The 15,019-nt window shown below is 51.9% G+C and carries 16 protein-coding genes; 14 read left to right on the top strand and 2 right to left on the bottom strand.

Annotated features, from left to right (window positions below):
* Positions 1–2 precede the first annotated feature (2 nt).
* Complete coding sequence (locus EDM59_RS16020) at positions 3–929, top strand: nucleoside hydrolase (RefSeq protein ID WP_122924511.1); 927 nt, start codon at positions 3–5, stop codon at positions 927–929.
* A 40-nt stretch (positions 930–969) separates the two neighbouring features.
* Positions 970–1,428: a large conductance mechanosensitive channel protein MscL gene (gene mscL / locus EDM59_RS16025; protein ID WP_122924512.1), complete on the top strand. Its 459-nt coding sequence runs from the start codon at positions 970–972 to the stop codon at positions 1,426–1,428.
* 94 nt (positions 1,429–1,522) lie between these two features.
* On the opposite strand, the gene EDM59_RS16030 is transcribed toward mscL, so the two are convergent.
* Positions 1,523–2,308, bottom strand: a complete 786-nt coding sequence (locus EDM59_RS16030; protein ID WP_122924513.1) for a YheC/YheD family protein — start codon at positions 2,306–2,308, stop codon at positions 1,523–1,525.
* 116 nt (positions 2,309–2,424) lie between these two features.
* Here EDM59_RS16030 and EDM59_RS16035 point away from each other — a divergent pair, with 116 nt between their 5' ends.
* The 3 genes from EDM59_RS16035 to EDM59_RS16045 all read left to right on the top strand — a co-directional run bounded on the left by EDM59_RS16035 (position 2,425) and on the right by EDM59_RS16045 (position 4,121).
* Positions 2,425–3,264, top strand: a complete 840-nt coding sequence (locus tag EDM59_RS16035; RefSeq protein ID WP_122924514.1) for a helix-turn-helix transcriptional regulator — start codon at positions 2,425–2,427, stop codon at positions 3,262–3,264.
* Positions 3,265–3,361: 97 nt separating this feature from the next.
* A complete protein-coding gene (locus EDM59_RS16040; protein WP_122924515.1) occupies positions 3,362–3,724 on the top strand; it encodes an MmcQ/YjbR family DNA-binding protein in 363 nt (120 codons plus the stop codon).
* 19 nt (positions 3,725–3,743) lie between these two features.
* Positions 3,744–4,121, top strand: a complete 378-nt coding sequence (locus EDM59_RS16045) for a VOC family protein (RefSeq protein ID WP_122924516.1) — start codon at positions 3,744–3,746, stop codon at positions 4,119–4,121.
* Between the two features lie 85 nt (positions 4,122–4,206).
* Here the strand turns inward: EDM59_RS16045 and EDM59_RS16050 are convergent, their stop codons facing one another.
* The gene (locus EDM59_RS16050) at positions 4,207–4,575 is read right to left on the bottom strand and encodes a winged helix-turn-helix transcriptional regulator (RefSeq protein ID WP_122924517.1); all 369 of its coding nucleotides are present in this window, start codon (positions 4,573–4,575) and stop codon (positions 4,207–4,209) included.
* A gap of 200 nt (positions 4,576–4,775) precedes the next feature.
* Here EDM59_RS16050 and EDM59_RS16055 point away from each other — a divergent pair, with 200 nt between their 5' ends.
* The 9 genes from EDM59_RS16055 to EDM59_RS16095 all read left to right on the top strand — a co-directional run bounded on the left by EDM59_RS16055 (position 4,776) and on the right by EDM59_RS16095 (position 15,001).
* Entirely contained in the window at positions 4,776–6,008 is a 1,233-nt protein-coding gene (locus EDM59_RS16055; RefSeq protein ID WP_122924518.1) for an MFS transporter, read from the top strand.
* Positions 6,005–6,847: an aldo/keto reductase gene (locus EDM59_RS16060; RefSeq protein ID WP_122924519.1), complete on the top strand. Its 843-nt coding sequence runs from the start codon at positions 6,005–6,007 to the stop codon at positions 6,845–6,847. Before EDM59_RS16055 ends, EDM59_RS16060 begins: the two co-directional genes overlap by 4 nt.
* A 191-nt stretch (positions 6,848–7,038) precedes the next feature.
* Positions 7,039–8,259 carry an anhydro-N-acetylmuramic acid kinase gene (locus tag EDM59_RS16065; protein WP_122924520.1) on the top strand — a complete coding sequence of 407 codons (1,221 nt, stop codon included), beginning with the start codon at positions 7,039–7,041 and terminating at the stop codon, positions 8,257–8,259.
* A 26-nt stretch (positions 8,260–8,285) separates the two neighbouring features.
* Positions 8,286–9,845, top strand: a complete 1,560-nt coding sequence (locus EDM59_RS16070) for an ABC transporter substrate-binding protein (protein WP_122924521.1) — start codon at positions 8,286–8,288, stop codon at positions 9,843–9,845.
* 151 nt (positions 9,846–9,996) lie between these two features.
* On the top strand, positions 9,997–10,938 hold the full coding sequence (locus EDM59_RS16075) for an ABC transporter permease (RefSeq protein WP_122924522.1): 942 nt from the start codon (positions 9,997–9,999) through the stop codon (positions 10,936–10,938).
* Positions 10,939–10,953: 15 nt separating this feature from the next.
* Positions 10,954–11,787, top strand: a complete 834-nt coding sequence (locus EDM59_RS16080; protein WP_122924523.1) for an ABC transporter permease — start codon at positions 10,954–10,956, stop codon at positions 11,785–11,787.
* A 15-nt stretch (positions 11,788–11,802) separates the two neighbouring features.
* Positions 11,803–13,044, top strand: a complete 1,242-nt coding sequence (locus tag EDM59_RS16085; protein ID WP_122924524.1) for a serine hydrolase domain-containing protein — start codon at positions 11,803–11,805, stop codon at positions 13,042–13,044.
* A complete protein-coding gene (locus tag EDM59_RS16090) occupies positions 13,041–14,015 on the top strand; it encodes an ABC transporter ATP-binding protein (RefSeq protein ID WP_122924525.1) in 975 nt (324 codons plus the stop codon). Before EDM59_RS16085 ends, EDM59_RS16090 begins: the two co-directional genes overlap by 4 nt.
* Entirely contained in the window at positions 14,012–15,001 is a 990-nt protein-coding gene (locus tag EDM59_RS16095) for an ABC transporter ATP-binding protein (RefSeq protein ID WP_122924526.1), read from the top strand. The genes EDM59_RS16090 and EDM59_RS16095 overlap by 4 nt, the downstream gene beginning before the upstream one ends.
* Positions 15,002–15,019 lie beyond the last annotated feature (18 nt).

The following is a 15,019-nucleotide window of genomic DNA, read 5'->3' on the forward strand; positions in this document are numbered from 1 at the left end:
ACATGAAAAAGGTCATCATTGACGTAGACACGGGGATCGACGATGCCATGGCGCTTTCCTACGCGGTACATTCTCCTGATCTGGAGATTTGTGGCGTGACGACAACCTTTGGCAATATCACGGTGGAGGAAGCGACGAGAAATACACTGCAGGTGCTGGAGCTTGTAGGAGCAGGTGAGATTCCGGTCTATCCAGGAGCATCCAAGCCGCTCGTCCGTGAGCTGAAGGAAAAAGCAAAGCTGTTTCATGGGGAAAACGGATTGGGAAATGTCGAGCTGCCGCTTCCTTTCGCTGCACCACAGGCGATGCGTGCAGCTGAATTCATGATCGCGACGATCAAAGCGCACCCGCAGAAAATCACGCTGATTACCGTTGGGAGCATGACCAATCTGGCACTTGCGATCATGGCCGCTCCAGAAATCGTCTCACTGGTAGAGCGAGTGGTTGTGATGGGGGGAGCGGTGACCGTGCCAGGGAATCGCACGCCGGTAGCAGAAGCCAACATCTGTGCAGACCCAGAAGCCGCATCCTACGTTTTTCAGTCGGGTATCCCCATCACCTTGGTTGGCTTGGATGTCACGATGCAGACGCTGCTTACGAGAGAGCATCTGCAGCAGTGGCGAGAGCGTGATACGAAGATCAGCCATTTCTTCGCGGATATGTGCGAGGTTTATATGGACGCCTATGCCAAGGTGGGAAATGTACTCGGCTGCGGTCTGCACGATCCGCTGGCAGTCGGCGTTGTGATTGACCCTAGCTTTGTGACGACATATCCGATGCACGTCCAAGTCGATACATCAGGAAGTGCCAGCGACGCGCGCACCATTGGGGACAGACGGGAGCAGCCTGCTTCCGCGTCAAATGTCGATGTCTGCCTCGAGGTAGACCATGAGCGCTTTGTCGAGCACTTTTTGAAGTACGTCATGTAGAGCATTTGGAGTATAAAACGGGAATGAGGAGAGGATAGCCTTGATAAAAGAGTTTAAAGAGTTTGCCCTGAAAGGAAATGTACTCGATCTGGCAGTCGGTGTCGTGATCGGGGGGGCCTTTGGTAAGATTGTGACTTCCTTGGTAAATGACATCATTACTCCCTTAATCGGATTGCTGCTTGGCAAAGTTGATTTTTCCAATCTATTTATCAGCCTGAACGGATCGCATTATGCGACACTCCAAGATGCAAAGGCTGCAGGAGCAGCGACACTCAACTACGGCTTGTTCATCAACAGTATCATTGACTTTTTGATCATCGCTTTCTCGATCTTTATGGTCATCAAGCAGCTGAACCGCTTCAAGCGCAAGCAGGCAGAGGTCAAACCGGAAGTAACGACAAAGGAATGCCCGCATTGCATCACATCCATTCCGATCAAAGCGACGCGCTGCCCGAATTGCACCTCCATGCTGGAAGGCACGCAGCCTGCCCATTCGTAGAAATCAGGGCGTGAGGGAAACCTGAGTTCGGAATTCTTGCGACTCAGGTTGTTTCCTTTTTGCTGAAACGTCGTGAAAGGAGCCGTACCTACATCTACGTAACTGGCCGCTTTTTCACTGCCTTTTTTCGTTTCACCCGATTGCGGTACTGATAATGGAGCCGTTTGATCGTTCGAAAGTAGGTTTTGTCCTTGAGCTTGGCGAATAGTCCATGAGAGGGAAAGTCGTAATTGACCTCGATCACCACAATCTCCCCGTGCTTGTCGATGGCAAAATCGACGCCGATTTGGGCCGAGTGCCTGTATTTATTGAAATGAGAACACACCTGATAGCTCAGTCGAATGAGATTTTGTTCGATTTTGCGAATCTCGCTGGCACCCATGGACAGTGATTTTTCCAGGGCATGAGGTACCGAGACCGCATAGCCGCCACCTCGGGCTACGTTGGTAATCACGCTGTCAGACCCAGCTACTTTTGCGAGCATTCCCGCGTATTGCCACCTGCCGAGGCCGTTGCGCATCATCATGACCCGGATGTCAAAGGGACGTCCATTCAACTGTGCCAGATCGATTCCTTTCTGAATGATGTAATTTTTCTCCACAAGCTGCTTATCCAGCATTTTCTGCAGTTCTTCGAGAGTGGAGACGCGAACCGCTTCCCCTCGTTCCTTCACGAACTGATAGCCGTCATCGAGCTTTTGTACGCGTAAAATGCCTTTTCCCATATGCGTTCTCGTCGGCTTGATGTAGACGGTATCGTACTTGCCCAGATAGGTGCTGAGCAAAGCGGGCTGATACAGAGAGGTCGGCGGCAAAAAAGGACGGATGTGCGGGCTTTTGGCAAAGAACTTGTGGAGGCTCCATTTAGAGGAGGAGATCATACACCAGGCACCTCGCTTGAAAAATAGTCCATTCTCGTTATGATATACGGCAGGCAGGAGAAGCGTGAGAGCTAGGAATCTGCGCCGAGAACAAAAGGGAAAGGGAGGTGGTTTCCATGAAGCGCGAGAATCGCCCGCTGCAGCCGCCGATCCTTGAGAAGGGGCTTTCGCAGCCGCATTATCTATACCGCGAGTACGAGCCTGGCAAAAGCTTGGAGCCCTATGTGGCGTGTTACTGGACGAGCGAGTTTTTGCCAGGGGAGCAGACACAGCTGCATCGCATTGTTCCGGATGGCTGCATCGATATCATCGTCGATTTGCGCGCTGCGAACGTGGCCAAGGGAGCGTTTATCTCGGAGCTGATGACGAGCTTTGAAGTGATCCATCTCACGGAACCTCAATCGCTTTTTGGCATTCGCTTTTTTTCCTCGACGGTCCGGAAGTTCCTGCGTTACCCGGCTTCTGCATTCCACGGCAGTCATCCCCTGCTCGAGGATCTCTGGGGGAGTGAGGCGGGCTTGCTGGTAGAAGAAATGCAGGAAGTACAAGACATCAAAGGCAGGATTGCGATCGTAGAAAGAAAGCTGTACAACTGCCTGGAGCAGCAGATATCGCTCTCGGAGAACCTTTTGCAAACGAGTATGGCCTATCTGTACGACGCACACGGCAGCCTGTCTGTAAAGGAGCTGGCTGAAAAGATTTGCTACAGCGAACGGCATTTGCGCAGGATGTTTCACTACGAGCTGGGAGTCTCGCCCAAAGAGCTGGCGCAGATTATACGTTTTCAAAGCATGCTGCAAGCGCTATTCCGGACACCAAAGGACCAGCTGACGCAGCTTGCGCATCGATACGGCTATTTTGATCAGCCTCACTTGATAAAAGAGTTTAAACGGTACTACGGCATACCTCCCTCCCGCGTATTTATGGCCGGCGAACCAAAGAAAGTGCGCTCGTAAACTTGTCCGTTTTTTACAAGTCGGGCATTCGTGCTTTGGCTATACTGGAAGCAAGAGGAAGGGCGGGAAATGCTGCCTGCGAAAGGAGAGCAGACTGGTGAACAAGGAAACGTTGGACGCGTACTGCCGAAAGCTGCCTGGCTGTACCTATGATTATCAGGTCGACTGGGAGTGTGATCGCTATCACGTCGGTGGAAAAATGTTCGCCATGATCGGTGGCGATGCGAAAGGGAAAGACATCCTCACATTAAAATGTGATCCGGCTCGTGCGGATGAGCTGCGTGAAATTTACGAGGGGATCATACCCGGCTATCACATGAATAAGACGCATTGGAATTCCATTTACTTTGATGCAGATATTCCCCATGAACTGTGGGAGCGGCTCATCGCTCACGCCCATGAGATGGTCCTTCAAAAGCTGCCGAAACGCGTGAGACAGGAGCTTTCCCTCCCCGAATAGAAGGAGTGATCACAATACGATGGGAATCAAACTCGATATGGTGGGAATCGTCGTGCAGGACATGAAGAGAGCACTGGATTTTTATCGTCTGCTCGGACTGGAGATTCCGGAGAGCGCTAACAACGAGATGCATGTAGAAGTGGCGCAGGAGGGTGTGCGTCTTGCCTTTGACTCGGTAGAGGTGGCCAAGGGTGTTTACGGGGGATGGGAAGAGCCTGCGGGGCATCGCATCGAGCTGGCGTTTTTGTGCGAGAGTCCGGATGCCTTGAATGCCTTGTACGAAAAACTGGTGGGGCATGGTTACCACGGACATAAGGAACCGTGGGATGCTTTCTGGGGGCAGCGCTATGCGATTGTCGCCGACCCTGATGGCAATCTGATCAGCCTGTTTGTATAAAAACCGAGGGTGAAATAGGGAAAAGCCGATTCATTGGAATCGGCTTTTTACATTATGTGGACGGATGTGAGCGAAAAGAATCGCATCAGTTCTTTTTATTTAAAATACTATCCTCCAGCATGTCCGCTGTATCCCCATACACCCGAATGATGTGTCGTTCCCCCCACGCGCACAGCGTATCGAGAATGCCGCGGAGGCTCGAGCCGTATTCGCTAAGCTCGTAAACGACCTTTGGCGGAACTTGATTATAGACGATCCGGTTGATAATCCCGTCCTCTTCCAGCTCCCGCAGCTGCTGCGTCAGCATTTTTTGGGTGATGCCAGGCATGAGCCGTTTCAGCTCGCTCGTTCGTTTTTCGCCATGGGTCAAATGGCAGAGGATCACACATTTCCATTTGCCGCCGATCACTTCAAGTGTGGCTTCCACAGAGATATTGTACTTCTTTTTCTTCATAGCCATACCTTCCTTCATGACAGGCACTAAAAAGTACCTATATCACTTTTTGGTAACTACCGTACAAAAAAGTGTGTACTTTTCTTTCGGAATTCTATCACCCATAATAGCATTTGCCAGCTGGTATTCACCATACTCATTTATTTGCGATCGTTCGCAGGTGAACGAACGATTGATTCATTTCACAAGGAGGAATTGACGTGTCTGAAAGTAAAAAGCGAAGCACGCTGGCCTTGCTGGCTTTGGCGATCAGTGCTTTCGCGATCGGTACAACTGAATTCATTAGCGTCGGGTTGTTGCCGCTGATTTCGTTAGATTTGCAAATCCCGGTCACGACAGCAGGACTGACCGTTACGTTATACGCACTAGGCGTTACCGTTGGAGCACCTGTGCTCACATCATTGACTTCGCGAGTTCCGCGAAAAATGCTGCTTTTCTGGATTATGGCTTTCTTCCTTGTAGGAAATGCCATTGCAGCAACTGCCACCAGCATCACGATGCTGTTGATCGGGCGTGTCGTATCCGCGTTTGCTCACGGCGTGTTCATGTCGATCGGCTCGACGATTGCCGCTGACCTGGTACCCAATGACCGCCGGGCGAGTGCCATCTCACTCATGTTCACGGGTTTGACTGTCGCCACGGTGACTGGAGTGCCACTGGGGACGTATCTGGGACAACAGCTCGGATGGCGTACGGCTTTTATGGCGATCGTCATCGTGGGAGTGATTGCGATGATTGCCAACATGCTGCTGGTTCCCTCGAATCTGCGCAAAGGGGTCAAAACGACGTTTGGCGATCAGCTCAAGCTGGTTACCAATTCCCGTTTGCTCCTGATGTTCATCATTACTACCCTAGGCTATGGCGGGACATTCGTCGTCTTTACGTATCTGTCGCCATTGCTTACTGATATAACCGGCTTTACAGCAGGACAGGTTGCTGTCATCCTGCTGGTATACGGAATTGCCATCGCGATTGGCAACATGATGGGTGGAAAGCTGGCTAACCGAAATCCACTGAGTGCCTTGCTTATCATGTTCGTCATTCAGGCGATCGTCCTGTTCGTCTTGTTTGCCACTGTGCCGTTCAAGGTAGCCGGGCTCATCACGATCTTCTTCATGGGCATCTTGGCGTTCATGAATGTCCCTGGTCTTCAGGTGTACGTGGTTATTCTCGCAGAGCGGTTTGTACCGAGTGCGAAGGATGTTGCGTCCGCGATCAACATCGCAGCCTTCAACGCAGGCATCGCGATTGGCGCCTACTTGGGAGGCGTGATCACGGACACGATCGGACTTGTTCACACGACATGGGTCGGAGGCATCATGGTGGCCGGGGCCGTCATCCTGACCGCTATAAGCCGAGTATTGGAGAGCAAGGATGGAAAGTCTAGGGTAAGGAAAAACAATCCAAACAATCAGGAGGTTTCATTCTCATGACCAAACATTTGCAAGATACAACAACACTGTACAACGGCGTCAAAATGCCGTGGCTGGGCTTGGGTGTGTTTAAAGTAGAAGAAGGAGCAGAGGTTGTCGATGCCGTTCGCACAGCGATCCGAAACGGCTACCGCAGCATCGATACCGCTGCCATTTACGGAAATGAAGAAGGCGTAGGGGAAGGGATTCGCCTCGGGATGAAGGATGCCGGAATTGCGAGAGAGGATCTGTTCATCACCTCAAAAGTATGGAATTCGGATCTCGGCTACGAGTCTACCCTGGCAGCCTACGAAACAAGCCTGAAAAAGCTGGGGCTGGACTATCTCGATCTGTATCTGATTCACTGGCCGGTAGAAGGCAAGTATAAAGAAGCATGGCGTGCGCTGGAGACGATCTATAAAGAAGGAAGAGTAAAAGCGATCGGTGTGTCCAACTTCCATGTGCACCATCTCGAGGATTTGATGAAAGACGCAGAAATGAAGCCGATGATCGATCAAATCGAATTCCATCCGCGACTGACCCAAAAAGAGCTGCAGGCTTTTTGCCGGGAGAATGGCATTCAGATGGAAGCGTGGTCTCCTTTGATGCAAGGCCAGCTGCTCGATCATCCTGTGCTGAAAGAAATAGCGGAGCGTCATCAGAAGTCAGTGGCGCAGGTCATCATTCGCTGGGATTTGCAAAACGGCGTAGTCACCATTCCGAAATCGATTAAAGAGCACCGCATCGTGGAAAACGCAGATGTGTTCAACTTCGAGCTGTCTGCAGACGATATGGCGAAAATCGATGCGTTGAATGAAAACTTCCGTGTAGGCCCAGATCCAGACAACTTTGATTTTTAATGAGCATGGAAAAAGGGAAACGAGTCCTAGATTTTGTCTAGTGGCTCGTTTCTTTTTTTCTATCAAAATTAACTCCAAAAGAAATAAAGTTTACTAATTGTAGATTGACTGATGTAATTTTATTTCTTATAATGAAAGCGGAAACAAGCGAATATTTTCACTATTCTTCATAGCGAAGCGAGGGGTGCATCATGGATCAGCCTGCGAAACTGCTAGATTATCGCTCAAAAAAGGAGCATTTGCTCATCGGTCTTATGTCTGGCACCTCGCTGGATGGCATCGATGCTGCGCTGGTGGCGATCCGGACGAACGATGAGGGAGAGATCGAAGACGTAGCCCTGCGTGAGTTTTATTACATGCCTTATTCCGATGAACTGCGAGAATGGGTCATGAGCTTGTGCAGTGTAGAGACAGCGCGTGTCGATCAGCTCACGGCTGTTCATTACGGTCTTTCCGAGTGGTATGCCTACGCTGTCAAGCAGCTGATGGATCAGGCAAAGGTTACGGCAAACGAAGTCGATGCTGTCTGCATGCACGGTCAAACGATCTGGCATATTGCGGGACGCACACCGTTTCCCGGGCCGACAGGCATGATGCAGGTACGCGCATCCCTGCAGATCGGGGAGCTGTCTACCCTGGCAGAACGAACGGGTATCCCGGTGGTCGGGAACTTCCGGGCGAGAGATCTGGCAGCGGATGGCGAGGGGGCACCGCTCGTACCGTACGCGGATTACGTCCTGTTCCGAGATCCGAAAAAGGGCAGGCTGCTGCAAAATATTGGTGGAATCGCCAATGTGACTGTACTGCCAGCTGGTGCATCCATCGAAGAAGTCGTCGCTTTTGATACAGGGCCGGGAAATATGATCATGGATCAGATCGTCCAGATCGTGACCGAGGGAAGACTCCGGTATGATGAAGGAGGCAAGCTGGCAGAAGCCGGTATGGTCTCCGAAGAACTGCTGGGTCGCCTGATGAAGGATCCGTACTATCAGATGAAGCCGCCAAAGAGTACGGGACGCGAGGTTTACGGACGCGCATTTGCCCAGGAGCTGCTGGCAGAGGGCGGAAAGCTTGGACTCGGCGGACATGATCTGATTGCAACGGCTACGGCACTGACCGCAACCTCCATCGCCCAGGCTTACTTACAATTCGTCTTACCCACAACCAAGGTGGAGGAAGTGATCGTCTCCGGTGGAGGCGCACACAACCAGACACTTCTTCGCATGCTGCAAAGTCAACTGGGAGCAGGAATCCACATCACGACAGCCCAGCAATTCGGAATGCCGGATGACGCGAAGGAAGCTGTCGCATTTGCCATTTTGGGTCATGAGACACTAATGGGACGGCCATCGAACGTGCCTTCTGTAACAGGTGCCAAGAGAGCCGTGCCGTTAGGAAATATATGCTTTTAAACAAAAGACACGTAGGGGGTACCATCGTGAGAAAACGAGTGTTGGCAGGCTTTTTCCTATCTTTATCCCTGATGCTTACCGCTTGTTCAGGCGGCGGCGGAACAGCTGCTCCAGCGGAACCGGCGAAGCCGCAAGAAGGTCAAGCACAAGAACAATCGGCAGCCAAAACAGAGCTGATTGTCGCAGCCGAGCAGGAGCCAGTGGGCTATGATCCGCACAAGGTTCCAGCTGCATCCAGCGTACGTGTATATGCGCTCATCTATGACAGCCTGACCAAGCTGGACGAGAACATGAACATCGTTCCGAACCTGGCGGAAAAGTGGGAAATCGCACCGGATGGCAAAACCATTACGATGTTCCTGCACAAAGGCGTGAAGTTCCACAACGGCAAAGACATGACAGCTGACGACGTGAAGTTCTCCTTTGAGCGTATCATGAATCCAGACACAGGCTCTATCGCGAAATCGTACTTCGCAAGTGTAGAAGCGATTGAAGTGAAAGACCCTGCGACGATCGTGTTCAAGCTGAAAAATTCAGATGCAGCTTTCATTGCAAACACAGCGAGCGCGTATGCTTCTATCGTACCAAGCGGATCGACTGATCTGACAAAAGAGGCAATTGGTACAGGGCCTTTCAAAATGGAAAAAGCTGAGCCTGGCCAATACGTATTGCTGAAGAAAAATCCAGATTACTTCAATAAAGACGTACCAAAAGTAGAAACAATCAAATTCCAAATCATGAAGGACGAGGCAGAGCGTCTGGCAGCGATTCGCTCGGGCAAAATCGACATCAGCACCATTTCTGCCGATTCCGCGAAGCTTTTGGAAGGCAAGCCAGGCGTACAAGTGAAAAACTATCAGTCCCTGGAGTACAGCTACTTGGGGATCAACGTGAATAAAAAGCCGTTTGACAATCCAAAAGTACGCGAAGCGATCAGCTATGCAGTAGACCGCAACCAGATCGTGCAAACCGTCTGGAAAGGCGAAGCTGCTCTGACAGGTCCAATCGCTCCAGCTATCACCAGCTGGGCACTGGATACAGCGAGCTACCCTACTTACAAAACAGATGTAGAAAAAGCGAAACAGCTGCTTGCAGAAGCGGGCTTCCCGAACGGATTTGAAACGCAAATCGAAACAGCTGCGACGTATCCTGACATGGTAGAAACCGCACAGGTCGTACAGCAGCAGCTCAAAGCAATCGGAATCAACGCGAAGATCAATCAGCTGGAGTGGGGCAACTACATCGAGGTATGGAAGTCCAAGAACATGAACCTGATGGTAGGCCGCAACACGTCCGGTGTAGATGCTGACCGTTCGATGCGCTTCTTCTTCGCTACCACTGGATCTGCAAACGTTTGGAATTACTCCAACCCGGCTTACGATGAGCTGGTCGAAAAAGCATTGGGAACAGTAGATCAGGCAGAGCGCAAAAAACTGTATGAGCAAGCGCAAACCATGCTCGTAGCAGATGCGCCAAACCTGTTCCTGGCATCGCCGAAGAACTACTACGCTGTACGTGACAACATTGATTTCACACCAACGGCAGCGGGCGAAGTCTATTCTTTGGTGAAGACTTCCATCAAGTAACATAGGGATGATAAAAGGCTCCGCCTGGCCACTGGCGGAGCCAAGTTTCTAATACAGATAAGAATTACGGGATTCTTATCCAGTATCAGTGCAACTAAGGCTCCGCCAAAAGCTTGGCGCAGCCAAGTTTTCTAATTTGGAGGGAACCAAAGTGGTATCTTATCTAATCAAACGCATCTTCAGCCTGATTCCCATCCTGTTTGGCATCTCTGTTTTGGTGTTTACCATCCTGCATTTGGTGCCGGGCGATCCCGCATCCATCATGCTGGGCACCAACGCTACGCCAGAAGCCATCGCTGCTTTGCACAAGAGCATGGGGCTGGATCAGCCGTTACTTACGCAATACTTGCATTGGATTGGCGGAATGCTCAAGGGTGACTTTGGCGTCTCTGTGCACTCGGGTGAGGAAATCCTGCCGCAAATTATCAAGCGCTTCTCTATCACGTTGCAGCTGACGGTGTTTGGTGTTCTGATCGGTTGGGTGCTTGCGATTCCTTTTGGGATTCTTTCGGCGATTCGTGCGCATTCCAAGACAGACATTATCGTCCGTGTCGCTACGCTTTTGGGGATCTCCGTACCGAACTTTGCCGTAGGAACGCTGCTGCTGCTCGGCTTCTCTCTTTATTTCAACTGGTTTCCGCCGATTGATGTCGTCAGCTTTTGGGAAAATCCGGTGGAGGCGTTCAAGGTCTTTATTCTTCCAGCCGTGACGATGGGGATCGTCGTCGCTGCCGGTGTCATGCGGATGACGCGTTCTGCCTTTTTGGAAACGATGGACAAAGATTTTATCCGTACGGCACGTGCAAAAGGAAACAGTCAATGGACCGTCGTAATCGGTCACGCTTTCCGCAACTCCTCGATTCCGATTGTGACCATCGCTGGGATGCAAATCGGATACCTGTTGGGCGGATCAGTCATCGTGGAGCAGCTGTTTTCGATACCAGGATTGGGTCAGTACATTTTGGAAGGAATCTATCAGCGGGATTATCCGGTCGTGCAGGGAGGCGTACTCTTCGTCGCTCTGGTATTTGTCCTGGTCAATCTGCTCATCGACCTGATCTATACCTGGATTGATCCGCGTATCAAGTATTGACAAGGGGAATGCGACATGAGCACATTTCGAAAGCGATTTTTAGCGAATAAAACGGCAGTCTTCTGTTCCGTGCTGCTGCTCCTGCTCTGTCTGATGGCGGCATTGGCGCCTGTTTTGGCACCGCATGACCCGACCCAGATGTTTCAGGACCATCGGATGGAAGGCAGCTCTGGAGATTTTATGCTCGGTACCGATCAGTTCGGGCGGGATTTATTGAGCCGGATTATTTACGGCGCGCGTGTATCGCTCGTGGTAGGGGTCTCGGCTGTCTTGGTCAGCGTCGTGTTTGGAACGCTGTTTGGTTTGATTGCCGGATATTTTGGACGCTGGGTGGACGGATTTATCATGCGCTGCATGGACGTGCTGTTTGCCTTTCCGGAAATATTGCTGGCGCTCGCGATCGTGGCAGCGTTAGGACCGGGGACCTTCAATACGATCATGGCGATCGGGATTGTGAATATTCCTATTTTTACGCGAACGGTTCGGGGAGCGGTGCTCTCCATCAAGAATTTGGAATACGTCGAAAGCGCCCGCGCGATCGGGGCGAGTACGAAGCGAATCTTGTTCCTGGAAATCTTCCCGAATGTGACGGCACCTCTCTTGGTGCAATCCTCCTTGGCGATTTCCGGTGCTATTTTGACAGAATCGGCTCTGAGCTTTTTGGGCTTAGGGATTCAGCCGCCAGACCCATCCTGGGGTGGAATGATCTCGGAAGCGCGCCGCTACATGGAGCTGGCGCCGGGAATGATCATTTGGCCATGTCTTGCGATGACGGTAACGATTTTGGCATGCAACATGTTCGGCGATGCTGTGCGCGATATTCTCGATCCGCGTCATCGCGGCAAGTAGGCGGGAGGAAACGGTATGAACGGTATCGAGCTGATGGTTCGGATGGAGCAAAGCCTGGAGGACGGCATGAACCGTGGGATTTTTCCGGGTGCAGCTGTCAGTCTGATGAGAAAAGGAGCGCCCACGCTGACGACCGTCAAAGGAAAAACGGGAGCGGGAGAAGACGCGCCGCAAGTCGATGCGCAGACTCTCTACGACATGGCTTCCTTGACCAAAGTCATGGTGACGCTGCCGCTGGTTTTGCTCAGTGTACAATCCGGAAAGCTGTCTCTCTTTGATTCGCTGCTGACGCATGTGCCCCAGCTGGGAGAGGGGCAGGACACGGAACGCAAATCGCAAATCAAGATCGTCCATTTGCTGACCCATACATCTGGACTGCCTGCTTGGCGGCCGTATTTTCTGATCGGTCAGGGCAGAGCAGACTACATTCAGTTGATGAAGGAAGAGAGATTGGAAAGCAATCCGGGCAGTCATGTCGTGTACAGCGACTTGGGCTTCATGCTGCTGGGCTTTGTGCTCGAACGGATCTGGGATGAGGAGCTGGACGTGCTCGCTACCCGTCTTTTGTTTCAGCCGAGTGGGATGAAGAATACCTGTTATCTTCCTCTGCAGCACAAGTCACTCGCAATTAGCGGAATTGCGCAGACCGAGAACGGCAACGGCTTCGAGCAAAACATGGCGCAAAACTATTTGGCGAGCCTTGCATCATCTGATCCTTCGAAAGGGACAGAATGGACGGAAAAGCTGGCACATTTTAAGTGGCGTCAAGGCGTAATCTGCGGCACGGTGCACGATTGCAACGCTCACTACGGCTTGGGCGGAATCAGCGGTCATGCCGGACTCTTTTCGACCATTCGTGATACAGAACGGTATATGGATATCTGGACGTCACAGAAAGCTCCGGTCTATATCGATCCGCTTTTGCGGTCTTTAGCTACGAGGTCGCATACGGATTTTTCCGCACAGCGAAGAGGGCTGGGGTGGATCGCTTCCTCAACGGGCGGCTCGCTTGATCAGCTGGCGGCTGGCTCTACGGGGGGAGATCTGGTCTCCGAGCGTGCATATGGCCATACGGGCTTTACGGGAACCTCGATTTGGACTGATCCTTTGCGGGAAGCGACTGTCATCACGCTGACAAATCGCGTGCACCCGGTTGCAAGTCCACTCATCGGTTCGTGGCGAATCGCGCATCACAATCAACTTTGGAACGGAATCGAGCTAGTCGACGCATCAGGTGAAAGGGGGAGTAACCCATGACAGCCATGCTAACAATCGACAATCTGCGAACGTCTTTTCTCCAATCTGGCAAGAAGCTGACCGTAATCGAAGGAGTCAGCTTCACAGTCGAGCCTGGTGAAACCGTCGGGGTGGTCGGCGAGTCAGGTTGCGGGAAAAGCGTAACCAGCATGTCCATCATGCAGCTATTAGGCAAAAACGTAGAAATGAGCGGCAGCATTCGCTTTCAAGACAAGGAGCTGCTGACCCTTTCCGATAAAGAAATGCAAAAAATCCGCGGCAACCAGATTGCGATGATCTTTCAGGAGCCGATGACCTCGCTCAATCCGCTGCATTCGATCGGAAAGCAGATCAGCGAGCCGCTGCGACGCCACCTGGGCTTGTCCAAGCAAGCGGCAAAAGAGCGGGCGATCGAGCTGCTCAAGCTCGTCGGCATCCCGCGTGCGGATGAAATCATCTCTGACTTCCCGCACCAGCTGTCCGGAGGGATGCGTCAGCGTGTCATGATCGCCATGGCGATGGCCTGTGAGCCAAAGCTGCTGATTGCCGATGAACCAACGACGGCACTCGATGTGACCATTCAGGCGCAGATTTTGGAGCTGATGAAAAAAGTACGTGATGAGCAAGGGACGTCGATCATGCTCATTACCCATGATTTGGGAGTAGTAGCGGAGATGTGCCACCGGGTTATCGTCATGTACGCGGGGCAGATCGTGGAGGAAGCCGACGTCAAAGGGCTGTTTGACGATCCCAAGCATCCCTACACAAGGGGACTATTGAAGTCCATGCCGAGCGTGAACGTGAATCAGGAGAGACTGGACGCGATTCCCGGCTCCGTGCCGCTGCAGAGCGAAATGCCGCGAGGGTGCCGTTTTGCGCCGCGCTGCTCACAGGTGATGGATATTTGCCATCAAAAAAATCCGGAGCTGTTGGCTGTTTCCGAATCGCAAAAATGCCGGTGCTGGCTGTATAGCGAGGGGGAAGCACAATGACAAAACCACTGTTGGAAATCAAATCACTCACGAAGCATTTCACAAGCAAGCAAGGCTTTTTCAGCAAGGAAAAAGTCGTACGTGCGGTAGATGGGGTCAATCTCACGGTTTATCCGGGGGAAACCGTCAGCATCGTAGGGGAGTCTGGCTGTGGAAAGTCGACGACGGGCCGCTGTATCCTGCGTCTGATCGAGCCGACCGACGGCGAGATTTTGTTTGAAGGAAACGACATTCGCAAGCTGAACGAAGAGGATCTGCGACGAACTCGCCGCGACATGCAGCTTGTGTTTCAAGACCCGTTCGCATCGCTTAATCCGCGAAAAACGATCGGGCAGATATTAGAAGATCCGTTGATCATCCATGAAATAGGTACGGCACAGGAGCGTCGCCGTCAGGTGGAAGAGATGATCGAGATCGTGGGTCTCTCCAAACAGCATTTGGATCGCTTCCCGCATGAATTTTCCGGGGGGCAGCGCCAGAGGATCGGGATCGCCCGCGCTCTGATTTTGCGGCCAAAGCTGATCATAGCCGATGAGCCAGTCTCTGCTTTGGACGTATCGATTCAGGCACAGATTTTGAACCTGATGCAGGATTTGCAAAAGGAATTTCATTTGACCTATTTGTTTATCTCCCACGATCTGAGCGTCGTGCGCCATATTTCCGACCGGGTCGCTGTCATGTATTTGGGGAAAGTGGTGGAGGTAGCGGATAAGAGGTCGTTGTACGAAAAACCGACCCATCCCTATACGCAAGCTTTGCTATCTGCTGTACCTGTTCCGAATCCACACGTGACGACCCAGCGCATCATTTTGGAGGGAGACCTGCCAAGCCCTGCAAATCCGCCATCGGGTTGTACCTTCCATCCTCGCTGCCGCCATTGCATGGAGATTTGCAAAACGGCTGCTCCACCTGTGCGTGAGCTGGCACCCGATCATTTTGTATCCTGCCATCTCGAGGATGCGGACACCATCGGGTCGCACACATGAATAGAAAAGGAGGTTCGG

Source organism: Brevibacillus nitrificans, assembly GCF_003710965.1.
GTDB classification, from domain to species: Bacteria; Bacillota; Bacilli; order Brevibacillales; family Brevibacillaceae; genus Brevibacillus; species Brevibacillus centrosporus.